We start from the raw sequence: 25,296 nt of genomic DNA, 5'->3' as shown, positions 1-25,296 counted from the left end.
CCGTACGCCCCGTACGCCCCGTGAGCACGCACTGCCGCCACGCCGGGGCCCTCGTACGACGCGACAGCGCCCCGGCGCGAGAAGGGACATAGGGCGCGTACCGATCCGCCCCTGTGCCCGGCCAGCGGTATCAGGCAGCATGTCGTGCATGTCCGTACTGACGCGCGACGAAGCGCTAAGCCGTGCCAAGCTCCTCGACGTCCACCGCTACACCATCGAGCTCGACCTGACGACCGGCGACGACACCTTCGAGTCCGTCACCGTCATCGGGTTCGCCGCGCGCGCCCACGGGGACACCTTCGTCGAGGTCAGGCCTGACACACTGCACTCCGTCACCCTCGACGGAGAGCCCCTCGACCCGGAAACCCTGGACGACAACCGGCTCCCCCTGAACAACCTCACCGCCGGCGACCACGAACTGCGCATCCGGGCCGACATGCGCTACTCCCGCACCGGCGAGGGCATGCACCGCTTCACCGACCCCACCGACGGCGAGACCTACCTCTACACCCAGCTCTTCATGGACGACGTCCAGCGCGTCTTCGCCGCCTTCGACCAGCCCGACCTCAAGGCCGTCTTCGACCTGTCGGTGAAGGCCCCCGAGAACTGGACCGTCCTCGCCAACGGCATCACCGAACACCTCGGCGAAGGCCGTTGGCAGGCCGCGCCCACCCCGCTGATCTCCACCTACCTCGTCGCCGTCGCCGCCGGACCCTGGCACTCCGTACGCACCGAACACCGCGGCCTGCCCTTCGGCATCCACTGCCGCCGCTCCCTCGCCCCCCACCTCGAGGCCGACGCCGACGAACTCCTCGACATCACGCGCGCGTGCTTCGACCGCTATCACGAGAAGTTCGAGGAGCCCTACCCCTTCGACTCCTACGACCAGGCGTTCGTCCCCGAGTTCAACGCCGGCGCCATGGAGAACCCCGGCCTCGTCACCTTCCGCGACGAGTTCGTCTACCGCTCCGCCGTCACCGACACCGAACGCCAGACCCGCGCCATGGTCGTCGCCCACGAGATGGCCCACATGTGGTTCGGCGACCTCGTCACCCTCACCTGGTGGGACGACATCTGGCTCAACGAGTCCTTCGCCGAGTACATGGGCTACCAGACCCTCACCGAAGCCACCCGCTTCACGGACACCTGGACCGACTTCGGCGTCGTCCGCAAGGCCTGGGGCTACGACGCCGACCAGCGCCCCTCCACCCACCCCGTCGCCCCCGAGAACGTCGACGACACCGCCTCCGCCCTCCTCAACTTCGACGGCATCTCCTACGCCAAGGGCGCCTCAGCCCTGCGCCAACTGGTGACCTGGCTCGGCGAGAAGGACTTCCTGGCCGGCATCAACACCCACTTCGCCCGCCACAAGTTCGCCAACGCCACCCTCGCCGACTTCATCGACTCCCTCGCCGCCCACACCGACCGCGACGTCCACGCCTGGGCCGACGCCTGGCTGCGCACCACCGGCGTCGACACCCTCACCCCCACCCTCAGCGGCTCCAACGGCGACCACACCCTCACCGTCGTCCACAAGGGCAGCCGCCCCCACCGCATCGCCGTCGGCCTCTACGACCTCGACCTCGGCGACGACGGCCCGCTCACCCTGCGCGAACGCCTCGACGTCGACATCCCGCAGAGCACGCCCCAGCCCATCGGCAAACGCCCCGCCCTGCTCCTCCTCAACGACGGCGACCTCACCTACACCAAGATCCGCTTCGACCCCGCCTCCTTCGAAACCCTCCGCACCCGCCTCGCCGGCCTGCCCGACCCGCTCACCCGCGCCGTCGTCTGGAACGCCCTGCGCGACGCCGTCCGCGACGGCGAACTCGCCCCCAGCGCCTACCTCGACGCCGCCCGCGCCCACCTCCCGCAGGAAACCGACCTCGCCCTCGTCCAAGGCGTCCTCGCCTTCGCCTCCGCACAGGTCGCCGACCGCTACCTCACCCCCGAAGAACGCCCCACCGCCCTCGCCACCCTCTCCGCCCTCTGCCGCGACCTCATCCGCCGCACCGAGGACGGCGACCACCCCGGCCTGCGCCTCATCGCCGTACGCCACTTCATCGACGTCGCCGCCCACCCCGACACCATCGCCGCCTGGCTCGCCGACGGCACCGTCCCCGGCGGACCCGAACTCGACCCCGACCTGCGCTGGCGCGTCCTCGCCCGACTCGCCGTCCTCGGCGCCACCGACGAGAGCGCCATCGCCGCCGAACTCGACCGCGACCGCTCCGCCACCGGCCAGGAAGGCGCCGCCCGCTGCCGCGCCGCCCTCCCCGACGCCGACGCCAAGGCCACCGCCTGGGCCGCCATGTTCGAGGGCGACGACCTGTCCAACTACCTCTTCACCGCCACCGCCCAAGGCTTCTGGCAGCCCGAACAGAGCGACCTCCTCAGCGAGTACGTGCCACGCTTCTACCGGGACGCCGTCGCCGTCGCCGCCCGCCGCGGCCCCGCCATCGCCGACGCCGCGGGCCGCTGGGCCTTCCCCGCCCACGCCGTCGACGCCGACACCCTGAGCCTCGGCGAGGCCTGCCTCACCGACGCCGACCCCATCCCGGCCCTGCGCCGCAAACTCACCGACCAACTCGACGACCTCGCCCGCGCATTGCGCGTACGACAGGCGTAGCACCCGACGCCCGCACGAGGCCCTCAGGGCCGAAAGAGGGTACGGCGGCCCACAAGCCCCCGTACCCTCTTTCGGGTTCCGATTCCCGGTCTTTTCGGGCGCGCCGCCGCCATCCCCGACAAACTGGAACTCCCCCCCTGCGGACATCCGCCCCGCGCCCCGGAGGAGTCCCGTGAGCATGCCGCCCCTCGCCTCAGGCGCCCAAGGCCCCGACGCCCTGCGCCCCTTGCTCACCGCCGTCCTCGACGCCCTCGACACCGGCGCCCGCACCCGCGGCGGACCACTGCCCGCAGGCGGACCCCACGCCGTCGCCGCACGGATGCGGGACGCGGTGGGAGACGTCCTCCCCGAACACGGCGACCCCGGCGCCCTGCCCGCCCTCGTCCACGCCCTCGCCGAAGGCGCCGCCGACCCCGCCGACCCCCTCTGCGCCGCCCACCTGCACTGCCCACCCCTCGCCGTCGCAACGGCAGCAGACCTCGCGGCATCCGCCCTCAACCCGTCCCTGGACTCCTGGGACCAGGCACCGGCAGCCTCCGAGCTGGAGACCCTGGTGACCCGGAAACTCGCCAAAGAGGTCTACCCGGACGCCCCACCCGCCCCCACACCCGACGCCCTGATGACAACCGGCGGCACCGAATCCAACCAACTGGCCCTCCTCCTCGCCCGCGAGACCCTCGGCCCCACCGTCCGCCTCATCTGCGGAGCCAACGCCCACCACTCCCTCACCCGCGCCGCCTGGCTCCTCGGCCTGCCCGACCCCGTGACCATCCCCGCACCCACCGGCACCCTCGACCCCACCGCGCTCCACGACGCCCTCACCACCCTCCCCGGCCCCCACCTCGTCACCGCCACCGCAGGCACCACCGACGCCGGACTCATCGACCCCCTCCCCGACATCGCCGCCATCTGCGCGACCCACCACGCCCGCCTGCACATCGACGCCGCCTACGGCGCAGGCCTCCTCTTCAGCGCCCGCCACCGGCACCACCTCACCGGCCTGAGCGCCGCCGACACCATCACCCTCGACCTGCACAAACTCGGCTGGCAACCCATCGCCGCCGGACTCCTCGCCGTCCGCGACCACCGCGACCTCACCGCCCTGCACCACCACGCCGACTACCTCAACGCCGACGACGACACCCAAGCCGGCCTCCCCGACCTCCTCGGCCGCTCCCTGCGCACCAGCCGCCGCCCCGACACCCTCAAGATCGCCGTCACCCTCAAAACCCTCGGCCGCACCGGCCTGGGCGCCCTCGTCGACCAGGTCTGCGCCCACGCCCACCACCTCGCCGACCTCATCACCGCACACCCCCGCCTCGAACTCCACGCCCCACCCACCATCAGCACCGTCCTCTTCCGCCCGACCGGCGCCACCGACACCACCGTCGCCGAAACACGCCGCCGCCTCCTCACCGACGGCCACGCCGTCCTCGGCCGCGCCCACCTCCACGGACGCCTCTGGCTCAAGACCACCCTCCTCAACCCCCACACCCGGCCCGACGACCTAGCCGCCCTCCTGAAACTGGTAGAAGGAAACACCCCCACATGAGCACGCCACCCCCCACCACGCCCCCACACCCCGCCACCGACACCCCCCGCGACCTCGTCGGCATCGGCATCGGCCCCTGCAACCTCTCCCTCGCCGCCCTCGCCCAGCCCCTCACCCAACTCGACACCGCCTTCTACGAACAACGCCCCCGCTTCGACTGGCACCCCGGCCTCCTCATCGACGGCGCCCGCATCCAGGTCCCCTTCCTCGCCGACCTCGTCACCCTCGCCGACCCCACCAGCCCCTGGAGCTTCCTCAACTACCTCAAAGCCCACCACCGCCTCTACCCCTTCTACTTCGCCGAGCGCTTCCACACCCACCGCGCCGAATACGACACCTACTGCCGCTGGGTCGCCGACAACCTCCCCGGCCTCCACTTCCGCCACCACGCCGACGCCGTCCGCTGGAACCCCGAACGCGACGTCTTCGAAGTCGACTTCACCCAACTCGACACCGACGGCGAAGCCGAAGCCCTCGGCCGCACCCACACCAGAAACATCGTCCTCGGCATCGGCACCGAACCCCACATTCCCGACGCCCTACGCCCCCTCGTCGACACCCCCGGCGTCCCCGTCATCCACGCCACCGACTACCTCACCCACCGCGACACCCTCCTCACCGCCGGCCACATCACCGTCGTCGGCTCCGGACAGTCCGGCGCCGAAATCTTCCTCGACCTCCTGCGCCACCGCCCCACCGGCCGCGAACAACTCCACTGGATCGGCCGCACCGACGCATTCGCCCCCATGGAGTACTCCAAACTCGGCCTCGAACACTTCACCCCCGACTACACCCGCTACTTCCACGCCCTCCCCGAAAACACCCGCGACCGCGTCGCCGGCACCCAATGGCAACTCCACAAAGGCATCGACGCCGACACCCTCGCCGCCATCCACGACGAGCTCTACCGCCGCACCCTCCACAACGCCTGGCCCGACGCCGTCCTCACCCCCGGCGTCCGCGTCCGCACCGCCGGCCGCATCGCCACCACCAAAATCGAACTCCACCTCGAACACATCCAGCAGAACACCCGCACCCGCCTCACCACCAACGCCGTCGTCCTCGCCACCGGCCACCGCGAACGCCCCCTCGACCACCTCCTCGCCGGACTCGACCCCTACATCCGCCGCGACAACAGCGAACGCCCCCGCATCGACGAACACTTCCGCCTCATCCTCGACCCCGCCATCACCGCCACCGGCTGCAACGTCTACGTCCAAAACGCCGAACGCCACACCCACGGCGTAGGAGCCCCCGACCTCGGCCTCGCCGCCTGGCGCAGCGCCACCATCCTCAACACCCTCACCGCCAAAGAGACCTACCCCCTCCCCACCCGCACCGCCTTCACCACCTTCGGCCTCGAACCCTCCGTACCCCGCCAGACACACCACACCACCACCACCATCACCACCAGCACCCGACGCAGCACCTTCGTACCCCTCAAAGACTGACCCGTACCATGCCCCCGAACGCTCGGCACGACACAACAACGGCGGCGGTGGACAACACATGGACCGCGAACTGACCATCGCAACCGAACTCGCCGCCTGGGCCTCGGACCGCATCCGCCGCCCACGCACCCCCGACGACGCAAGCGACATACGCGAAAAAGCCGGCCCCGCCGACATCGTCACCGCCACCGACGAAGCAATCGAAACCCACGTCCGCACCGTCCTACGCCGCGAGTTCCCCGCCTACGGCATCGAAGGCGAGGAACACGGCGTCCACAAAGGCACCCCCGGCGCCCCACACTGGCTCATCGACCCCGTCGACGGCACCACCAACTACGCCCACGGCCTCGGCTGGTGCTCCATCTCCCTCGGCCTCGCCACCCCACACGGCGAGCCCCTCCTCGGCGTCGTCGCCGACCCCTGGCGACACGAGATCTTCACCGCCACCCGCGGCGGCGGCGCCCACCTCAACGGCCACCCCATCCACGCCGCCAACCACACCACCCTCACCGGCCACGTCTTCCTCACCGAATGGGCCGCCCACGCCCACTGGCCCGGCATGGACGACCTCCTACGAGAACTCGCCGCCCGCCACTGCACCGTACGCGTCATGGGCTCCACCGCACTCTCCCTCACCCAGGTCGCCGCCGGCCGCGCCACCGCAGCCGCCATCGGCGAATTCCACCCCGTCGACGGCCTCCCACCCCTGCTCATCGCAACAGAAGCGGGAGCCGTGGCCATCCCCCGACTCCCGCCCTACAACACCCCGCTGCTGCTCACCGCACCAAGCGCCGCAGACGAAGCGACGACCCTCTGGCAGCAAACCGTCCTGGCCTAGAACACCGGCTTACCGTCCCGCGTCAGCTTCCAGTCGACCGACGCGAAGTCCTTCGGATCCAGCACACCCTTCGCCGTCACCCACTCCGAGATCCGCGTACGGATCTCCGTCGACTCCGACCACAACTCCTGTGCCGACGCCACATGCGGGAACGCCCCACCGCCATTGGCCCGATAGTTGTTCACCGCCAGCACGAACTGCTGCGCATCGTCCAACGCCACACCGTTGTACGTCAGGTTCCTGATCCGCGAACCCACCGCCTGCGCGATGTCGATCTCATACGCAAGACCCGACACATAGTCGTAGTTGTAGTCCGGACGCCCCGCCGCGTTCGTCAGCTTCTCCGTGTCCACCACCGCATCCGCCGCCGTCTGCACGAAATACTGCGCCGAGTACTCCAGGTACGCACGCACCTGCGCACCCGTCAGCAACTTCGCCACCAACGTGTTGTCATACACGTACAGGCTCGACAGATCCCGGATCGTCACCTTCCCGGCCGGAATCTCCGACGTCCGCGAGAACGGCGAAGCCTGCGCGATCACCGGCAACGACGCATACGAGGTACCGGCCAACGCCGCCTTGACGACATCCTCCTGCACCTTCGTGATCAGATCGATGATCGGAGCGTCCTTGTACCGCGCCTCGACCGTCGTCAACGTCTCCGTCGCCGTACCCACCACCTGGTTGACATACGCCACGACCTTCGCGTGCTCGTCACCCAGCAACTTCGTGATCTTCGGGTCGTCCGCCACCGAGTTCGAGTTCAGCACCTTCGACGAAACCGACTCGACGACCCACCTCCCCCTCTGGAACACCAACCCGACGTCGAACACCGACAACCGCTCCGCATACGCCAACGGCTCCGACAACACGACCGTCTTCCCGGTCTTCACGTTCGTGACCTTCAGCTCCGGAATCTCCACATGCGCATGCCCCACCAGAACCGCGTCGATGTCCGGCACCTGCTGCGCCACCAACGCCGCCGAATTCTCCACATACGGCAACTGGTCACCGTACGACGACGTGCCCGACGAACCCGAATGCGCCGACACGATGACCACATCCGCACCCAGCGACTTCAGCTTCGGCACCCACTTCGCCGCCTGCTCCTCCAACCCCGGAAACGCCAGCTTGCCCTGCACATAAGCCTTGTCCCAGATCGCGATACCCGGGTTCGTCAGACCCAGCACCGCCACCTTCACCGGCGGCGCACCCTTCACACAGAACGTCTTGATGACGTACGGAGGGAACGCCGGCCTCAGCGTCTTCGCGTCCACCGCGTTCGCACCCAGCAGCGGAAAACGCAACTGCGACTCGAACTTCCGCAGCGTCTCGATGCCGTAGTTGAACTCGTGATTGCCCAACGCCGCCGCGTCATACCCGATCGCGTTCATCGCCTGCGCCATCGGATGCACCGGACCACCCTTCGCGGTGATCGGGTCCACCTTCGCGTAGTAGTACGTCAGCGGCGTGCCCTGAATCGTGTCGCCCGCATCCAGCAGCAGGACGTTCTCCCGCCCCTTCTCCGCACGGATCCGGTTCACCAGCGTCGAGATACGCGCCAACCCCTGCGCATTGCCCGCGGCGTCCTTGTACTCCGCGTCCTTGAAGTAGTCCCAGTTGAAGACATGACCGTGCAGGTCCGTCGTCCCCAGCACCGTCAGCGCATACCGCTTCGGCCGCCCGACCGGCCCAGCCGGCCTGTCCGCCGCCGCGGCCTGCGCCGACGGAGCCGCAGCCGCACCCGCGACCGCCACCCCCGCCCCGGTCACGGCGGACTTCTTCAGGAACTTCCGACGGTTCAACGGCATGTCTCGTACTCCTCGGGGAATGGTCAACAACGCGCGTAGATTCTGACCCGCCCACGACCGACCGCAACAGGTCCAGGAGGTTGCGATCTGATGACCAGACAGGTCAACTCCCACCCCCCAACAGGGAAAGCCATGACAACCTGGGACGTATGACCTCCCCCCAGATTCCCCCGTACGGCACCCCCGACGCCCCCCTCCTCGTGGTCCGCGGCGAGGCCGAACTCGAAGTCGACCCCGAGATCGCCCGCATCGGCATCACCATCACCGCCCGCGGCAAAGACCGCCGCACCACCCTCGACGACCTCACCCACCGCAACACGACGGTTCTGGAACTCGTGAAGTCATACGGTGACGAGGTCGAAAACATCTCCACAGGCGCCGTATCCATCACCCCCGAACTCGGCCAACGCGGCCGAGGCGAACGCATCCGCACCTACCACGGCACCGTCCACCTCACCGCCGAACTCACCGACTTCACCGCCCTCGGCGAACTCACCACCCGACTGGCCGACCTCGATCTGACCCGGGTCGACGGCCCCTGGTGGGCACTGCGCACCGACTCACCGGTCCACCGCCGCGCCCGACAGCAAGCCGTACACGAAGCCGTGCAGCGAGCCAACGAATACGCGGAGGCCCTCGGCACCACGGTGGCCGCACTCATCGAACTGGCCGACACCGGAACCGGAGCCTCCGGCCTCCGACCCCAGGCCGCCTACGGCGCTCGCATGACCCGCTCGGCCGTCATGGCGAAAGGAGAACCGGCACCCGAACCGCTCGACCTGGAACCCCAGCGCATCCAGGTCCACGCCGAAGTGAGCGCACAGTTCACGATGAATCCACCCCGCCTGTGAATCAACCGCCGCGAATTCGACGCATTCACCCATTCGACAGAATGCTCATAGGAGCGGAGCCATGCACAATTTATTAGTTGTCAACAACCCTTCACGCAAAGGTTGTTGAGCAGACATGTGCCACCAATTCCTTACCCACCGGTAAGACATAAGCTCGAAACATGCGCCGAGCAAAAATCGTCTGCACACTGGGCCCCGCCACCGACTCGTACGACCAGCTCAAAGCCCTGGTCGACGCCGGAATGGACGTCGCCCGCTTCAACCTCAGCCACGGCACCCACGCCGAACACGAGGAGCGCTACCACCGCGTCCGCAAGGCCTCCGACGAAACCGGCCACAGCGTCGGCATCCTCGCCGACCTTCAAGGACCGAAGATCCGCCTCGGCCGATTCGCAGAAGGCCCCGTACTCCTCGAACGCGACGACACCTTCACCATCACCGTGGAAGAAGGCGTGCAGGGCGACCGCCAGACGTGCGGCACGACCTACGCCGGCCTGGCCGAAGACGTGACACCCGGAGAGCGCATCCTCGTCGACGACGGCAAGGTCTGCCTGGAGGTCACCTCCGTAGACGGGCCCCGCGTCCACACCCGCGTGATCGAGGGAGGCGTGATCTCCGACCACAAGGGCCTGAACCTGCCCGGCGTCGCCGTCTCCGTCCCCGCCCTCTCCAAAAAAGACGAGGACGACCTCCGCTGGGCACTGCGCACCGGCTTCGACGTCATCGCCCTCTCCTTCGTCCGCAGCGGCAACGACATCGTGGACGTCCACCGCATCATGGACGAAGAGGGCCGCCGGCTCCCCGTCATCGCCAAGATCGAGAAACCCCAGGCCGTCGAGAACATCGACGACATCGTCGCCGCCTTCGACGCGATCATGGTCGCCCGCGGCGACCTCGGCGTCGAAATGCCCCTGGAACAAGTCCCCATCGTCCAAAAGCGCGCCATCAAACTGGCGAAGCGCAACGCCAAACCGGTGATCGTCGCCACCCAGATGCTCGACTCCATGATCGAGAACTCCCGCCCGACACGCGCCGAGGCGAGCGACGTGGCCAACGCGGTCATCGACGGCACGGACGCGGTGATGCTCTCCGGCGAGACAAGCGTCGGCAAGTACGCCATCCAGACGGTCCGCACCATGGCCAAGATCGTCGAAGCGGCGGAGGAGGACATCCTCGCGAAAGGCCTCCCCCCGCTGACGGAGACGAACAAACCGCGCACCCAGGGCGGTGCGGTCGCCCGCGCGGCGGCCGAGATCGGCGACTTCCTCGGCGCGAAGTTCCTCGTCGCCTTCACCCAGAGCGGCGACACCGTACGCCGCCTGTCCCGCTACCGCTCCCCGATCCCGCTCCTCGCCTTCACCCCGGAACCGGCGACACGCTCCCAGTTGAACCTGACGTGGGGCGTCGAGACGTTCCTCGGCCCGCTCGCGGACTCGACGGACGCGATGGTCGACCAGGTGGACGAGATGCTGTTGAGGTACGGCCGCTGCAAGAAGGGCGACGTGGTCGTCATCACGGCAGGCTCCCCTCCCGGCGTGTCGGGCGCGACGAACCTGGTGCGGGTACACCACATCGGGGAGGACGACAGTCCCAAGTAAGGGGTGGCCGGGTCAGTACTTGGGGCCTACGTGGGCGTCGAGTAGGGCGACGTGCGCCTTCTTGGCGACGGAGATGTTGTAGGGGTTTCCGTTGCGGGTGCAGTGCGTCCACTCGAGGCCCAGCTTGTCGCAGGTGTCGGTGAAGAGCCGTCGGATGTCGTCGGAGAAGTTGGTGAAGAAATACCGGGGGTATTCGTAGCGCTTGCGCTCACCGGCGACGATGCGGGTCGTCCAGTTGGTGATGCGGCATCCGTCGGAGTGGATGAGTCCGCGGATGAACTCCCAGGGGTGCGCGTCGACGATGGCCTGCTGCCAGGGCTGGAGGGCGATGAGGCGCTCGTGCTTCTTGCCGGGACCGTGCTGGGGGAACATGCAGGTCCAGTGCCTTGTGTATGACTTCACCTCGACGCAGCCTGTCTTGTGGCGCTGGCTGACGCCAGGGAGCGGCATGACCTTACGCATGGCCTCTTCAGCGGCGGCGATCAGGCCGGTCTGAGTCGCATTGCAGAAGATGGACAGGTGGTGCTGCTTCGGCTTCGAGATGATGTGTCCGTCGCCAAGATAGAGGCCCAGCAGGTAGGCGTACGCGATTTCATCGAACTCGCGGCTCGTGCATTTTGGACAGTCCGTCGGCTGTTCGTAGGTCTCGCCGCGCGCTCTGCGGTCCTCGCTGCGCCACCACCCAACGGTTCCACGCGGAATGTTCAGGCGCTCCGCGACGATTCGATTGGTGACACCTTGGCGCATGAGTGCGACGGCTTGAGCGCGAATCGAAGGACTGTGCTGTTCCATGCGGCCACTGTGGGTTGAAGTTTGCGACGACACGCAGCAAAAAGCGGATGTTCACGAGAACGGGAACATCCGCTTTCTTGTGGTGACCTTGGGAACCAAGGAAAAGTGCCCCGAGTCGGATTCGAACCGACGCTGTATGGGTTTTGAATCCATGGCCTCTACCGCTGGGCTACCGGGGCCCCTTCGAAACGAAGGTCAGCGGTCACCCGCTGTGTCACTACCTTACCGCAGCTAGGTAGGCTCTTGTCAGCAGTACCCCTGCCCTGAACGAGGAGCCCCCGTGACCGCCCCCGAGTCGCCCCAGCCCGTAGACGCGCCCGACGACGACAAGTCGCACGTGCCTCCGCTGACGACCCGTGTCGTCATCGCCGAGGACGAGGCCCTGATCCGGCTCGACCTCAAAGAGATGCTCGAAGAAGAGGGCTACAGCGTCGTCGGTGAGGCCGGTGACGGTGAGCAGGCCATCGAGCTCGCCCGTGAGCACAAGCCGGACCTGGTCATCCTCGATGTGAAGATGCCCAAGCTGGACGGCATCTCGGCGGCCGAGAAGATCGCCGAGGAGCGCATCGCCCCGGTGCTGATGCTCACGGCGTTCTCGCAGCGCGACCTGGTCGAGCGGGCTCGTGACGCGGGTGCGATGGCGTATCTGGTGAAGCCGTTCAGCAAGAGCGATGTCGTGCCGGCGATCGAGATGGCCGTGTCCCGTTTCACGGAGCTGCGTGAGCTGGAGAACGAGGTCGCGGACCTCACGCTGCGTCTGGAGACCCGCAAGCTGGTCGACCGGGCGAAGTCGATCCTGCAGACGGAGTACGGGCTGACGGAGCCGGCGGCGTTCCGGTGGATCCAGAAGACGTCGATGGACCGGCGGATGTCGATGCAGCAGGTCGCCGAGGCCGTCATCCAGGACGCCGACGAGAAGAAGGCGTCCAAGGGCTAGCAGCCGTCACGGACACGACGAGGCCCGCGCCCGGAGAAGGGGCGCGGGCCTCGTTGCCGTGGGAGGACCGGAGGGACTCAGTCCTCGCCGAGGTACGCCTTGCGGACGGACTCGTCGTGGAGCAGGTCCTGTCCCGTACCCGACAGCACGATCTTGCCGATCTCCATGACGTGGCCGTGGTCGGCGAGCGAGAGGGCGGCCTGGGCGTTCTGCTCGATGAGCAGGATCGTCATGCCCTGGGACTTGAGCTCGGCGATGGTGGCCATGATCTTCTGCATCATGATGGGGGAGAGGCCCATGGAGGGCTCGTCCAGCATGAGCAGTTTCGGCTGGGACATGAGTGCGCGTCCCATGGCCAGCATCTGCTGTTCGCCGCCGGAGAGGGTGCCTGCGGCCTGCTTGCGGCGCTCTCCCAGGATGGGGAAGAGGTCGTAGGCGCGCTGGATGTCCTTCTCGATGCCCGGCTTGTCGCTGCGGAGGAAGGCTCCCAGCCGCAGGTTGTCCTCGATGGTCATGCGGGGGAAGATGTGCCGCCCCTCGGGGGAGTGGGCGAGTCCGAGGGAGACGATGTCGTGGGCGGGGATCTTCTTCAGCGATTTGCCGTTGAATTTGATCTGGCCGCCGACGGGCTTCAGCAGGCCCGACAGGGTGCGCAGTGTCGTCGTCTTGCCGGCGCCGTTGGTGCCGATGAGGGTGACGACCTCGCCGGCTTCGACCTTGAACGAGATGCCTTTGACGGCTTCGATCTTGCCGTAGGCGACGCGGAGGTCTTCGACTTCGAGCAGTGCGGTCATCGGTCGTTCTCCTTGCCGGGCGCGGCGTCCGTCGGGGTGTCGGCGCTCTCGGCGTTCGCTTCGGCGGCTTCGACTTCGGCGAGTTCTTCTTCGCCGGGGGCGTTTTCGAAGGGTTCGCCGAGGTAGGCGGCGACGACGCGCTCGTCGCCCTGCACGGTCGCGCTGTCGCCTTCGACGAGTTTTTCGCCCTGGACGAGTACGGCGACGCGGTCGCAGAGGTTGAAGATGAAGCGCATGTCGTGCTCGATGACGAGGACGGCGATGCCCTTGTCGCGGATGGCGAAGACGAGCTCCTCCGTCGCGCGGGTCTCCTGGGGGTTCATGCCGGCTGTCGGTTCGTCCAGGAGGAGCAGGCCGGGCTCGCTGGCGAGTGCGCGGGCGATTTCGAGCTTGCGCTGTTCGCCGTAGGGCAGGTTGCGTGCGAGGTGGTCGGCTTTCTTGTCGAGGCCGACGAACTCCAGGAGTTCCATGCCGCGTTCGCGGGAGGCGGCTTCTGCCTTGTGGAAGGCGGGGAGGCGCAGGACGGCCGACCAGAAGCCCTCCTTGGTCCGCGTGTGACGGCCCACCAGCACGTTTTCCAGGACGGTCATGTTGGCGAACAGGCGGATGTTCTGGAAGGTGCGGGCGATGCCGGCGGCGGTGACTTTGAAGGATTTGGGGGGCAGGACGTTGCCCTTGAAGCGGACTTCGCCTTCGGTGGGGATGTAGAGGCCGGTGAGGCAGTTGAAGAAGGTGGTTTTGCCTGCGCCGTTGGGGCCGATGAGGCCGACGATCTCGCCGCTGTTGACGGTGAGGTCGACGTTTCGGACGGCGGTGAGGCCGCCGAAGCGCATGGTGACGCCGCGGGCGTCGAGGACCGTTTCGCCGGCGGGGGCGGGCTTGGTGGTGGTGTCGGTGGTCATGGTGGTCAGGCCCCTGCCTTGGTGAGGACGGTGGGTGCTTCCGCCTCCTCGTGGAACTCGAGCTGGCGGCGCCGGTTGGGGATGAGTCCCTCGGGGCGGAAGCGCATCAGCAGGATGAGTGCGAGGCCGAAGGCGAAGAGCTGGTAGTCGCCGAGGAACTGGAGTTTGTTGGGGATGAGGAAGAGCAGTGAGGCGCCGATGAGGGGTCCGCCGATGGTGCCCATGCCGCCGAGGACGACGGCGGCGAGGAGGAAGGCGGAGTTGGGGGGGATGGGGCCGGCGAAGAGGTACTGCTCGGGGGTGACGGTGTAGGTGACGTGTGCCTGGACGGTGCCGGCGAGTCCGGCGAGTGAGGCGCCGACGGCGAAGGCGATGAGTTTGACGCGGAAGCCGTTGATGCCCATGGCGAGGGCTGCGGTTTCGTCTTCGCGGATGGCGACCCAGGCGCGGCCGATGCGGGAGTCGCCGCTGCGGCGGAAGACGAGGACGACGACGGCGGTGATGATCAGCATCAGGAAGAAGTAGTTGGCGAAGCGGCCGATGCTGTAGCCGGCGATGTCGTGGACGGCGCCGAAGTCGAATCCGAGGACGTCGAGGTTCGGGATGGAGGAGATGCCGTTGGAGCCGTTGGTGATGTCGGGGCCGGAGGTGCCGTCGAGGTTGTTGGCGGTGATGCGGAAGATCTCGCCGAAGCCGAGGGTGACGATGGCGAGGTAGTCGCCGCGCAGTCGCAGGGTCGGGGCGCCGATGAGGACGCCGAAGACGAGGGAGGCGCCGGCGCCGACGAGTGCGGCTGCCCAGAAGGGGAAGTGCACGTCGAAGGGGGAGCTGGGGGAGCCGGAGACCATGGCTGCGGCGTAGGCGCCGACGCCGAGGAAGGCGACGTAGCCGAGGTCGAGGAGGCCGGCGAGGCCGACGACGATGTTCAGGCCGAGGGCGACGGTGGCGAAGATGAGGATGTAGACGCCGAGGGTCGCGTACTGGTCGTCGGTCTGGGTGAAGGGGAAGAGGGCGGCGGTGATGAAGGCGCCGCAGATGGTGATGCTCTGGTGGCGGGCGGTGATCTGGCTGGCTTGGGCGACGAGGCCGGACTTGTTGAGTGCGGCGAAGCCGAAGCCGGTGGTGATGAGGAAGCCGATGAAGAGTTCGTCGTACTCGGTGCCGATGCCGTAGGTGAAGACGGTGAGGGCGAGGGCGAGGACGGCGACGATGATGAGGATTTCGGCGTAGGCGGGGAGTTTGCCGACGGGGCGGGCGGTGCCGGAGCCGAAGGCGGCCTTGACGGTGGCCCATTGGTGGGCGGCTTTGTGCTTGGTGTGTTCCCACGACGTGTCGTCGGGGTCGATGGGGTCGGGCTGGGGGTGTTCGAAGGGGAGGGCCAGGGCGCCGAGGAGGGCGGTGAGGCTGGCTATGGCGACGATGTAGCCGCCGGCTTCGAGGTTGACGATGCCGCCGAGGTCGACGCTGATCGCGATGACCGTGAACCAGCTGGTGGCGAAGGTGGCGAGGGCGGCGAACTTGAGGGCGCCGTCGGCGCCGGCGGGGACGAGCCAGCCAAGGCCCTTGATGCCGTAGGAGGCGAGGGCGAAGAGGGTGGTGAGGGCGCCGCCGATGAGGACGAGGACTTGGAGGCCGCCGGGGTAGCCGTAGACGGTGAGGTCGCCGGGGAAGGTGGCGGTCCAGGTCCAGGCGAGGAAGGTGGAGATGATGGTGAGGATGCCGCCGCCGGTGGCGAGGGCGCGGCCGATGTTCTCGGGGACGCCGATGAGGCCGGCTCGGGTGGCGGTGGTCGTGCCGAGTGCGTCGTCGGCTGTGGTGGTCTGTGTCGTCATCGGTGTCACGCCCTGTCAGCGACGCGCTCGCCGAGCAGGCCCTGGGGCCGCAGGAGGAGCACGAGGATGAGGAGTACGAAGGCCCAGACGTCGGCCCAGGACTGGCTGCCGAACTTGTCCATGCCGGGGATGTCGGCGATGTAGGCGGTGGCGATGGTCTCGGCGATGCCGAGGACGACGCCGCCGATCATGGCCCCGTAGATGTTGCCGATGCCGCCGAGGACCGCTGCGGTGAAGGCCTTGAGGCCGAGGATGAAGCCCATGGTGAAGCTGATCTCGCCGTACTTCAGGCCGTAGGCGACGGCGCCGACGGCGGCGAAGGTGGCGCCGAGGGCGAAGGCGATCACGATGATGCGGTCGGTGTTGACGCCCATGAGCTTGGCGGTGTCGGGGTCCTGGGCGGTGGCCTGCATGCCGCGTCCGGTGCGGGTCTTCATGACGAAGTAGCCGAGGATGGCCATGCTGATGGGGGCGGCGATGAGCAGGAATATGTCACCGGTCTGGATGGTGACGTCGCCGATCGTGAAGGGGCCGCCGTCGATCTGGGGGAAGACGCGGGCGGACTTGGCCTCGGGGTACCAGGCCCAGACGGCTTGCTGGAGGGCGAGGGAGAGGCCGATGGCGGTGATGAGCGGGGCGAGGCGTGGTGCGCTGCGGAGGGGGCGGTAGGCGAAGCGTTCCGCTCCGACGGCGATGGTGACGGAGACCATGACGGCTCCGACGAGCATCAGGGGGAGCGCGATCGCCATGGATGTGCCGTCGGGCAGGATGTAGGCATAGACCGTGAGAGCGCCGAACGCTCCGGTCATGAAGATCTCGCCGTGGGCGAAGTTGATGAGCTGGACGATGCCATAGACCATTGTGTAGCCGATGGCGACCAGGCCGTACATGGATCCCAGTAGCAGGCCGTTGACCAGCTGCTGCGGCAGTTCGTTCACCGCATGTCCTCCGAGACGGTTCGGATGTTTCGACGGGGGGCCGGATGTGAGTCCGCGCGGGGCGCCTGTGGAACAGCGCCCCGCGCGGCTCAGCTGTGGTGCGGGTGTGGGTCAGCCGGTGAGGGTGCCGGACTTGACGGCCTTCCAGGCACCGTTCTCGACGGCGTAGACGGTGAGCTGCTTGTTGGTGGCGTCGCCGTATTCGTCGAAGGAGACCTTGCCGGTCACGCCGTCGAAGGAGACGTTCTGGACGGCGGCGGTGACCTTGGCGCGGGCGTCGTCGGGGAGCTTGCCGCCGTTGTCGCTGACGACCTTCTTGACGGCCTCGATGATGGCCCAGGCGGAGTCGTAGGAGTAGCCGCCGTATGCGGAGTACTCGTCCTTGTAGCCGGCGGCCTTGTAGTCGGCGATGAACTGCTTGGCGGAGGGGAGTTCCTCGACGGGGGCGCCGACGGAGGTGGCGAGGTCGCCGGTGCCGCTGGGGCCGGCGAGCGGGATGTAGGCCGCGTCGTTGATGCCGTCGCCGCCGACCAGCGGGATCTTGGCGCCGGCGGCCTTGATCTGCTTGCTGAGCGGACCGGCCTGCGGGTACTCGCCGCCGTAGTAGACGACCTCGGCGCCGGAGTTCTTCACCTTGGTGGCGACCGCGGAGAAGTCCTTGCTGTCGGGGTTGATGTGCTCGGTGCCGACGACGGTGCCGCCGAGCTTCTTGAACTCCTCGGTGAAGGTGCCGGCGAGGCCTGCGCCGTAGGTCTTCTTGTCGTCGATGACGAAGACCTTCTTCTTCTTGGCGTCGTTGAAGACGTACTGGGCGGCGAACGGGCCCTGGACGGCGTCCGTGGTCGCGGTGCGGAAGTACGACTTGTAGGTGCGGACCTTCTTGGTCTGCCAGTCGGCGCCCTGGGTGAGGGAGACACCGGTGTTGGCGGGGGAGATCTCGACGAGCTTGGCGTCGTCGAAGACCTTCTGCATCGACTCGGCGACGGAGGAGTTCAGCGGGCCGACGACGCCGATGACGGACTTGTCGGCGACGAGGGCGGTGGCGTTCTGCTGGCCCTGGGAGGGCTGCTTCTGGTCGTCCTTGGCGACGAGCTTGAAGGTGATGCCGTCGACGTACTTCTGCTTGTTGGCGTTCTTGACCGCCAGGTCGGCCGAGTTCTTGATGCCGAGGCCCATGGCGGACAGGTCGCCGGTCAGCGGGGCGTCGACACCGATGGTGACGGTGGTGCCGCCGCTGTCGGAGCCCTTGTCGTCGCTGTCGCGCGAGCCGCAGGCGGTGAGGGTGAGTGCTCCCGCGGACAGCGCGGCGGTGATGGCGATGAGCGAACGTTGACGCACGTTCCAGTCCTTTCACTGGGCGGCTCTCCCCCCTGGAAGAGGCCGAGTCGAGCGTCGGTCCGAAGGGGTATTCCGGCCGCGCGGTGACTGGGCGTGACTCTAAGCGGGTGGAGGTTACGGGGAGGAGGGTCTGACCAAGGCTGTGACGCTCTTGTTATGACACGAGGTAATGCAGAGCGGTACTTGGCGGGTGGAACAGCGGAATTCAGGCCGATTCGCCCTGTCCGCATGCTGAGAACGCGCAGGATGAACCTGGATGGGTTCAGGCGTCTCAGGCGTTTTGGTAATTACGCGGAACTGTTGCTGCAGGCGACCTTCAGGGCCTTGGAGAGGTCCTGGGTATAGCGCGTCCCCAGGATGTAACTGTGGACCCGTATTGCGCGCGCATTACGTAGAGTTACGTCCAGGAAAGGGAGTCCGGCGTTCTCCGGCACTTTTCCGCATTCCGTCACATGCATGGTGATGACGATCTTGCGGGTGGAACCCGCTTTTGTCCGGAAAGGCGCTGTCGGGGCCGAGGCCAGGGTGAGTCCGGCGTACGGCTGGCTCAGCCGGGTCACGGTGACCGGCGGGCCGGCGTCCACGGCGAGCAGTACCTCGAAGGCGAAGGTGTGCGGTCGGGTGCCGGGCGGTACGGCGATCGCGCCGAGATAGCTGACGTCGACCACCTGGGACGGGAACGGCGGTGCGGGCGTGGGCGGTTGGGCGTCGCGGGGCCGGGTCGCGTAGAGGTAGCCGCCGCCCGCGAGGAGCAGCAGGGCGGCGAGGACGGCGCGGACGGCCGGCCGATGGGCGGCGTGGCGGCGGGCGAGCGGGCGGCGGGCGGGTGCGGGGGTGTCCCAGGCGCCGGTGCCCTCGCCGGGCTCCACGGGGCCGACGCCGCTCACGGCCGGGGTCCCTTGCCCGGACCGCCCGCGCGGTGGTGGTCGGTGCGGGCGGCCGGGGCCTCGAAGCCCTCGCCGCGTTCGACGAGCCCCGCTTTGTGCACCAGGCCGGCACGGTCACCGCCCGCGCCGCCGGTCTGCACGGCGCCGACGGCCTCGGCGAGGCCCTCGCAGGCATCGCCCGGGGCCTCGTAAGTCTTCATCCCGTGCCGGCCGCCCACCCCGCGGCCGGTCGCCCGTGGGGGCCCTTCCGCGGTGCCGCCCCGACGCCGGGCGGCCGGGGCGGCGGGGAGTAACGGGCCTGCGGGCGTGGCCTGTTGGGGCACCGCGGCCGTCAGTTCGCCGCGCGGATGTGCGCCGCGTCGCCGGCCGTCACGTCCCGCAGCAGACAGGTCAGCCGCGCGGTGCACACCCGCCGCCCCTCCTCGTCACTGATCACGATCTCGTACGTCGCCGTGGAGCGCCCGCGGTGCACGGGCGTGGCGACGCCGGTGACCAGGCCGGAGCGGGCGCCTCGGTGGTGGGTGCAGTTCAGGTCGACGCCGACGGCTATCTTGGAGGCGCCGGCGTGCAGCATGGAGCCGACCGAGCCGAGGGTCTCGGCGAGGACTGCGGAGGCGCCGCCGTGCAGCAGCCCGTAGGGCTGGGTGTTGCCCTCGACGGGCATGGTGCCCACGACCCGGTCCGCGCGGGCTTCGACGATCTGCACGCCCATGCGGGTGCCGAGGTGCCCGGCGGAGAACAGGGCCGGCAGGTCGACGCCGAGCGCCGCGTACTCGTCGATGACCTCTTGCGGGAAGTTCACGTGCTGCTGCTCGCCCATGGGGCCGGCTCCGTTCGTCGGTCACAGTCCAGCGTCACTGAGCAAACGCTCAGTCGGTGGACGATTGTTCCAGACGGACGACGACGGACTTGCTGGCCGGGGTGTTGCTGGTGTCCGCGGTGGCGTCCAACGGGACCAGGACGTTGGTCTCCGGGTAGTAGGCGGCCGCACACCCCCGGGTCGTCGGGTAGAGCACGACCCGGAAGCCGGGGGCCCGCCGCTCCACACCGTCCTTCCACTCGCTCACCAGGTCCACGTACGACCCCTCGGCGAGCCCGAACGCGCGCGCGTCCTCGGCGTTGACCAGGACGACCCGGCGGCCGTTCCTGATGCCCCGGTAGCGGTCGTCCAGGCCGTAGATCGTGGTGTTGTACTGGTCGTGCGAGCGCAGCGTCTGCAGCAGCAGGCGGCCCTCGGGCAGCTTCGGGTACTCGACCGGCGCGGCGGTGAAGTTGGCCTTCCCGGTGGCCGTCGGGAAGCGCCGCTCGTCACGCGGGGCGTGCGGGAGGGTGAAGCCGCCCGGGCGGGCCACACGCGCGTTGAAGTCCTCGAAGCCGGGGATCACGCGCGCGATGCGGTCACGGATCGTGGCGTAGTCCCTCTCGAACTCCTCCCACGGCACCTTGCTGTCCTCGCCCAGCACCCGCCGGGCCAGGCGGCACACGATGGCCGGCTCCGACAGCAGCTGGGCGCTCGCCGGCGCCAGGCGCCCCCGCGAGGCGTGCACCATGCCCATGGAGTCCTCGACGGTCACGAACTGCTCGGCGCTCTTCCCGTCCGGGCCGGCCTGCACATCACGCTCGGTACGGCCCAGGGTCGGCAGGATCAGGGCACGCGCGCCCGTGACGACGTGCGAGCGGTTCAGCTTCGTCGACACGTGCACCGTCAGGCGGGCGCGCCGCATGGCCGCCTCGGTGACGTCGGTGTCGGGGGAGGCCGACACGAAGTTGCCGCCCATGGCGAAGAACAGCTTCGCCTCGCCGTCGCGCAGCGCGCGGATCGCGCGGACGACGTCGAAGCCGTGCTCGCGCGGGGGCACGAAGCCGAACTCCTTCTCCAGGGCGTCCAGGAAGGCCGGCGCGGGCCGCTCGAAGATGCCCATGGTGCGGTCGCCCTGCACGTTGGAGTGACCGCGCACCGGGCACACCCCCGCGCCCGGCCTGCCGATGTTGCCGCGCAGCAGCAGGAAGTTGACGACCTCGCGGATCGTCGGCACGGAGTGCTTGTGCTGGGTGAGGCCCATCGCCCAGCAGACGATGGTGCGCTTCGAGGCGAGCACCATGCGCAGCGTCTCCTCGATCTGTGCGCGCGTGAGACCCGTCGCGGTGAGCGTCTCGTCCCAGTCGGCGGCACGGGCGGCCTCGGCGAACTCCTCGAAGCCGTACGTGTGTTCGCCGATGAACGCCTCGTCGAGCGCGCCGTCCGTCTCCAGGACGAGCTTGTTGAGGAGACGGAAGAGGGCCTGGTCGCCGCCGATGCGGATCTGCAGGAACAGGTCGGTGAGCGCGGCGCCCTTGACCATGCCCTGCGGGGTCTGCGGGTTCTTGAACCGCTCCAGACCCGCCTCCGGCAGCGGGTTGACGCTGATGATCTTCGCCCCGCCCGCCTTGGCCTTCTCCAGCGCGGACAGCATCCGCGGGTGGTTCGTGCCCGGGTTCTGCCCGGCGACGATGATCAGGTCGGCCCTGTAGAGGTCCTCCAGCAGGACGCTGCCCTTGCCGATGCCGATGGTCTCCGACAGGGCCGAGCCGGACGACTCGTGGCACATGTTGGAGCAGTCCGGCAGGTTGTTCGTGCCCAGCTCGCGCGCGAACAGCTGGTACAGGAACGCCGCCTCGTTGCTGGTGCGGCCCGACGTGTAGAACACGGCCTCGTCGGGAGAGGCGAGGGCCGCCGCCTCCTCGGCGATGATGTCGAAGGCACGCTCCCAGGAGACCGGCTCGTAGCGCTCGCCGCCCTCGGGCAGGTACATGGGGTGCGTGAGCCGCCCCTGCTGGCCCAGCCAGTAACCGCTGCGGCCGGCGAGGTCGGCTACGGGGTGCGCGGCGAAGAACTCGGGGGTGACCCGGCGCAGCGTCGCCTCCTCGGCGACCGCCTTAGCACCGTTCTCGCAGAACTCCGCGGCGTGCCGGTGCTCCGGCTCCGGCCAGGCGCACCCCGGGCAGTCGAAGCCGTCCTTCTGGTTCACGCGCAGCAAGGTCAGCGCGGTGCGCTTCACACCCATCTGCTGCTGCGCGATGCGCAGGGAGTGTCCGACGGCCGGCAGGCCCGCCGCCGCATGCTTCGGCTCGGCGACCTGCGGCGCGTCCTGGACCGGATCGACCTTGGGGGGCTTCGTTGCCATCGCACGCTCTCCTTCGCTCGCCTGTGTCGCACATCTCCACGATTGCACGATCCTCGCACGACGCGGTGACGGCGTTCACGTGCGGGAGGCCCCCTCGGCGACGGCCCGGGGCCGAGTGTCAGTGGGGCGTGGCAGGATCGGGGGCGTGGCAGAGACAGCAGCGAAGAAGACCGACACCCCCTCCGGCGAGAGCCGCCCGCGCCTGATGCTCATGGACGGGCACTCGCTGGCCTACCGCGCGTTCTTCGCGCTGCCCGCGGAGAACTTCACCACCGCGACCGGCCAGCCGACGAACGCGATCTACGGCTTCGCGTCGATGCTGGCCAACACCCTGCGTGACGAGGAGCCCACGCACTTCGCGGTCGCCTTCGACGTCTCCCGCAAGACCTGGCGCTCCGAGGAGTTCACCGAGTACAAGGCGAACCGCTCCAAGACGCCCGACGAGTTCAAGGGGCAGGTCGAGCTGATCGGCGAGCTCCTCGACGCGATGCACGTCTCACGCTTCGCGATCGACGGCTTCGAGGCCGACGACCTGATCGCCACCCTCGCCACCCAGGCCGAGGCCGCCGGCTTCGAGGTCCTCATCGTCACGGGCGACCGGGACTCCTTCCAGCTGGTGTCCGAGCACACCACGGTGCTGTATCCGACGAAGGGCGTCTCCGAGCTGACTCGCTTCACCCCGGAGAAGGTCGTCGAGAAGTACGGGTTGACGCCCGCCCAGTACCCCGACTTCGCGGCCCTGCGCGGCGACCCGTCCGACAACCTCCCCGGCATCCCCGGCGTCGGCGAGAAGACCGCCGCGAAGTGGATCAACCAGTTCGGGTCGTTCGCGGAGCTCGTCGAGCGCGTCGAGGAGGTCAAGGGCAAGGCCGGGCAGAACCTGCGCGACCACCTGGAGGCCGTCAAGCTCAACCGCCGCCTCACCGAGATGGTCCGCACCGTCGAGCTGCCCAAGACGGTCGGCGACCTGGAGCGCACCCCGTACGACCGCACGGCCGTCGCGATGATCCTGGACACCCTGGAGATCAGGAACCCCTCGCTGCGCGAGCGGCTCCTCGCCGTCGACCCGGGCAGCGCGGAGGCCGAGGCGGCCCCGGTGGTCACCGGCGGCGTGGAACTGGACGGCACGGTCCTGGCCACCGGCGAGCTCGCGGGCTGGCTCGCCGCGCACGGCGCCCAGACCCTCGGCGTCGCCACCGTCGACACCTGGGCGCTGGGCGCCGGCTCGGTCGCCGAGGTCGCGCTCGCCGCGGCCGGCGGAGCGGCCGCCTGGTTCGACCCGGCGGAGCTCGACGAGACCGACGAGAACGCGTGGGCGGCCTGGCTCGCCGCCGCGGACCGCCCCAAGGTCCTGCACAACGCCAAGGGCGCCATGCGTGTCTTCGCCGAGCACGGCTGGTCCGTCACCGGCATCTCCATGGACACGGCACTCGCCGCCTACCTGGTCAAGCCGGGCCGCCGCTCCTTCGACCTGGACGCGCTGTCCCTGGAGTACCTGGGCCGTGAACTGGCCCCGGCCGCCGCGGCCGACGGCCAGCTCGCCTTCGGCGCGGACGAAGGTGCCGAGGCCGAGGCCCTCATGGTGCAGGCCCGCACGGTCGTCGACCTCGGCGAGGCCTTCCGCGGCCGTCTGGAAGAGGTCGGCGCGGCCGACCTGCTGGGCGGCATGGAGCTGCCCACCTCCGCCCTCCTGGCCCGCATGGAGCGGCACGGCATCGCCGCCGACCGCGCCCACCTCGAGGCCATGGAGCAGATGTTCGCGGGCGCCGTCCAGCAGGCGGTGAAGGAAGCGCACGCGGCAGCCGGGCACGAGTTCAACCTGGGCTCGCCCAAGCAACTCCAGGAGGTCCTCTTCGGCGAGCTGGGCCTGCCGAAGACGAAGAAGACCAAGACCGGCTACACCACCGACGCCGACGCCCTGGCCTGGCTCGCCGGTCAGACCGACAACGAGCTGCCGGTCATCATGCTCCGCCACCGCGAGCAGGCGAAACTCCGCGTCACCGTCGAGGGCCTGATCAAGACGATCGCCGCCGACGGCCGCATCCACACCACGTTCAACCAGACGGTCGCCGCGACCGGCCGCCTGTCGTCCACGGACCCGAACCTGCAGAACATCCCCGTCCGCACGGACGAGGGACGGGCGATCCGCCGCGGCTTCGTCGTCGGCGAGGGCTTCGAGTCGCTGATGACGGCCGACTACAGCCAGATCGAACTGCGCGTGATGGCCCATCTCTCCGAGGACGAGGGCCTCATCGAGGCGTTCACCTCCGGCGAGGACCTGCACACCACGGCCGCCTCCCAGGTGTTCGCCGTCGAGCCGGGCGCGGTCGACGCGGAGATGCGCCGCAAGATCAAGGCCATGTCCTACGGCCTGGCCTACGGCCTGTCCGCGTTCGGCCTGTCCCAACAGCTGAACATCGACGCCGGCGAGGCCCGAGCCCTGATGGACGCCTACTTCGAGCGCTTCGGCGGCGTCCGGGACTACCTGCGCCGCGCGGTCGACGAGGCACGGGCCACCGGCTACACGGCGACGCTGTTCGGCCGCCGCCGCTACCTGCCCGACCTCAACAGCGACAACCGTCAGCGCCGCGAGGCCGCCGAGCGGATGGCCCTCAACGCGCCGATCCAGGGCACGGCGGCCGACATCGTCAAGATCGCCATGCTGAAGGTGGACGCCGCCCTTCAAGCGGCGGACCTCAAGTCCCGCATGCTGCTCCAGGTCCACGACGAAATCGTCCTGGAGATCGCCCCCGGCGAGCGCGCGGCGGCGGAGGAACTGGTCCGCCGCGAGATGGCCCACGCCGTCCACCTCAACGTCCCCCTGGGCGTCTCGGTCGGCGCGGGCACGGACTGGGAGTCGGCGGCGCACTAGCCTCCGGCGGTCCGACGGGGGGGGGGGGGGGGGGGGGGGGGGGGGGGGGGGGGGGGGGGGGGGGGGGGGGGGGGGGGGGGGGGGGGGGGGGGGGGGGGGGGGGGGGGGGG

At 69.0% G+C, this 25,296-nt stretch carries 19 protein-coding genes and 1 tRNA gene; 8 read left to right on the top strand and 12 right to left on the bottom strand.

The window, feature by feature from the left end:
• The first annotated feature begins 148 nt into the window (after nt 1–148).
• From pepN to ACIBTS_RS34185, 4 genes are all read left to right on the top strand, one after another.
• Entirely contained in the window at nt 149–2,629 is a 2,481-nt protein-coding gene (pepN, locus tag ACIBTS_RS34200; RefSeq protein ID WP_399324603.1) for an aminopeptidase N, read from the top strand.
• A gap of 172 nt (nt 2,630–2,801) precedes the next feature.
• Nucleotides 2,802–4,181 (top strand): pyridoxal phosphate-dependent decarboxylase family protein, encoded by a 1,380-nt coding sequence (locus ACIBTS_RS34195; RefSeq protein ID WP_399324602.1) that lies wholly within the window; start codon nt 2,802–2,804, stop codon nt 4,179–4,181.
• On the top strand, nt 4,178–5,632 hold the full coding sequence (locus ACIBTS_RS34190) for a lysine N(6)-hydroxylase/L-ornithine N(5)-oxygenase family protein (RefSeq protein WP_399324601.1): 1,455 nt from the start codon (nt 4,178–4,180) through the stop codon (nt 5,630–5,632). The genes ACIBTS_RS34195 and ACIBTS_RS34190 overlap by 4 nt, the downstream gene beginning before the upstream one ends.
• 58 nt (nt 5,633–5,690) lie before the next feature.
• A complete protein-coding gene (locus ACIBTS_RS34185) occupies nt 5,691–6,470 on the top strand; it encodes an inositol monophosphatase family protein (RefSeq protein WP_399324600.1) in 780 nt (259 codons plus the stop codon).
• Here ACIBTS_RS34185 and ACIBTS_RS34180 read toward each other — a convergent pair.
• On the bottom strand, nt 6,467–8,281 hold the full coding sequence (locus ACIBTS_RS34180; RefSeq protein ID WP_399324665.1) for a bifunctional metallophosphatase/5'-nucleotidase: 1,815 nt from the start codon (nt 8,279–8,281) through the stop codon (nt 6,467–6,469). The genes ACIBTS_RS34185 and ACIBTS_RS34180 overlap by 4 nt on opposite strands.
• Nucleotides 8,282–8,430: 149 nt before the next feature.
• Here ACIBTS_RS34180 and ACIBTS_RS34175 point away from each other — a divergent pair, with 149 nt between their 5' ends.
• Both ACIBTS_RS34175 and pyk read left to right on the top strand, forming a co-directional pair.
• Nucleotides 8,431–9,132, top strand: a complete 702-nt coding sequence (locus tag ACIBTS_RS34175) for an SIMPL domain-containing protein (protein WP_399324599.1) — start codon at nt 8,431–8,433, stop codon at nt 9,130–9,132.
• 161 nt (nt 9,133–9,293) lie between these two features.
• A complete protein-coding gene (pyk, locus tag ACIBTS_RS34170) occupies nt 9,294–10,730 on the top strand; it encodes a pyruvate kinase (RefSeq protein WP_399324598.1) in 1,437 nt (478 codons plus the stop codon).
• A 12-nt stretch (nt 10,731–10,742) separates the two neighbouring features.
• On the opposite strand, the gene ACIBTS_RS34165 is transcribed toward pyk, so the two are convergent.
• On the bottom strand, nt 10,743–11,522 hold the full coding sequence (locus ACIBTS_RS34165) for a helix-turn-helix domain-containing protein (protein WP_399324597.1): 780 nt from the start codon (nt 11,520–11,522) through the stop codon (nt 10,743–10,745).
• Nucleotides 11,523–11,628: 106 nt separating this feature from the next.
• Nucleotides 11,629–11,701: transfer RNA gene (locus tag ACIBTS_RS34160), tRNA-Leu, on the bottom strand.
• A 101-nt stretch (nt 11,702–11,802) separates the two neighbouring features.
• Here ACIBTS_RS34160 and ACIBTS_RS34155 point away from each other — a divergent pair.
• A complete protein-coding gene (locus ACIBTS_RS34155) occupies nt 11,803–12,459 on the top strand; it encodes an ANTAR domain-containing response regulator (protein WP_399324596.1) in 657 nt (218 codons plus the stop codon).
• Between the two features lie 77 nt (nt 12,460–12,536).
• On the opposite strand, the gene ACIBTS_RS34150 is transcribed toward ACIBTS_RS34155, so the two are convergent.
• From ACIBTS_RS34150 to ACIBTS_RS34110, 9 genes are all read right to left on the bottom strand, one after another.
• The gene (locus tag ACIBTS_RS34150) at nt 12,537–13,253 is read right to left on the bottom strand and encodes an ABC transporter ATP-binding protein (RefSeq protein WP_079662999.1); all 717 of its coding nucleotides are present in this window, start codon (nt 13,251–13,253) and stop codon (nt 12,537–12,539) included.
• Nucleotides 13,250–14,155, bottom strand: a complete 906-nt coding sequence (locus ACIBTS_RS34145; RefSeq protein ID WP_399324595.1) for an ABC transporter ATP-binding protein — start codon at nt 14,153–14,155, stop codon at nt 13,250–13,252. Before ACIBTS_RS34145 ends, ACIBTS_RS34150 begins: the two co-directional genes overlap by 4 nt.
• A gap of 5 nt (nt 14,156–14,160) precedes the next feature.
• Nucleotides 14,161–15,987, bottom strand: a complete 1,827-nt coding sequence (locus tag ACIBTS_RS34140; protein WP_399324594.1) for a branched-chain amino acid ABC transporter permease — start codon at nt 15,985–15,987, stop codon at nt 14,161–14,163.
• A gap of 5 nt (nt 15,988–15,992) precedes the next feature.
• On the bottom strand, nt 15,993–16,925 hold the full coding sequence (locus tag ACIBTS_RS34135) for a branched-chain amino acid ABC transporter permease (RefSeq protein ID WP_079663002.1): 933 nt from the start codon (nt 16,923–16,925) through the stop codon (nt 15,993–15,995).
• Nucleotides 16,926–17,036: 111 nt separating this feature from the next.
• The gene (locus ACIBTS_RS34130) at nt 17,037–18,263 is read right to left on the bottom strand and encodes a branched-chain amino acid ABC transporter substrate-binding protein (protein WP_399324593.1); all 1,227 of its coding nucleotides are present in this window, start codon (nt 18,261–18,263) and stop codon (nt 17,037–17,039) included.
• A 287-nt stretch (nt 18,264–18,550) separates the two neighbouring features.
• Nucleotides 18,551–19,150: a Tat pathway signal sequence domain protein gene (locus ACIBTS_RS34125; RefSeq protein ID WP_399324592.1), complete on the bottom strand. Its 600-nt coding sequence runs from the start codon at nt 19,148–19,150 to the stop codon at nt 18,551–18,553.
• Complete coding sequence (locus tag ACIBTS_RS34120; protein ID WP_399324591.1) at nt 19,147–19,350, bottom strand: hypothetical protein; 204 nt, start codon at nt 19,348–19,350, stop codon at nt 19,147–19,149. The genes ACIBTS_RS34125 and ACIBTS_RS34120 overlap by 4 nt, the downstream gene beginning before the upstream one ends.
• A gap of 131 nt (nt 19,351–19,481) precedes the next feature.
• Nucleotides 19,482–19,970, bottom strand: coding sequence for a hotdog fold thioesterase (locus tag ACIBTS_RS34115; protein WP_399324590.1), 489 nt, complete (start codon nt 19,968–19,970; stop codon nt 19,482–19,484).
• 49 nt (nt 19,971–20,019) lie between these two features.
• Nucleotides 20,020–22,314, bottom strand: a complete 2,295-nt coding sequence (locus tag ACIBTS_RS34110; RefSeq protein WP_399324589.1) for an FdhF/YdeP family oxidoreductase — start codon at nt 22,312–22,314, stop codon at nt 20,020–20,022.
• Between the two features lie 145 nt (nt 22,315–22,459).
• Between ACIBTS_RS34110 and polA the strand changes: the two genes are divergently transcribed.
• Nucleotides 22,460–25,186 (top strand): DNA polymerase I, encoded by a 2,727-nt coding sequence (polA, locus tag ACIBTS_RS34105; protein WP_399324588.1) that lies wholly within the window; start codon nt 22,460–22,462, stop codon nt 25,184–25,186.
• Nucleotides 25,187–25,296 lie beyond the last annotated feature (110 nt).

This window comes from Streptomyces sp. NPDC050121 (assembly GCF_044460385.1).
Classification (GTDB): domain Bacteria; phylum Actinomycetota; class Actinomycetes; order Streptomycetales; family Streptomycetaceae; genus Streptomyces; species Streptomyces soliscabiei.
Note: the sequence above shows the minus strand (reverse complement) of the source record. Positions and strands in the feature narration are given on the sequence as shown.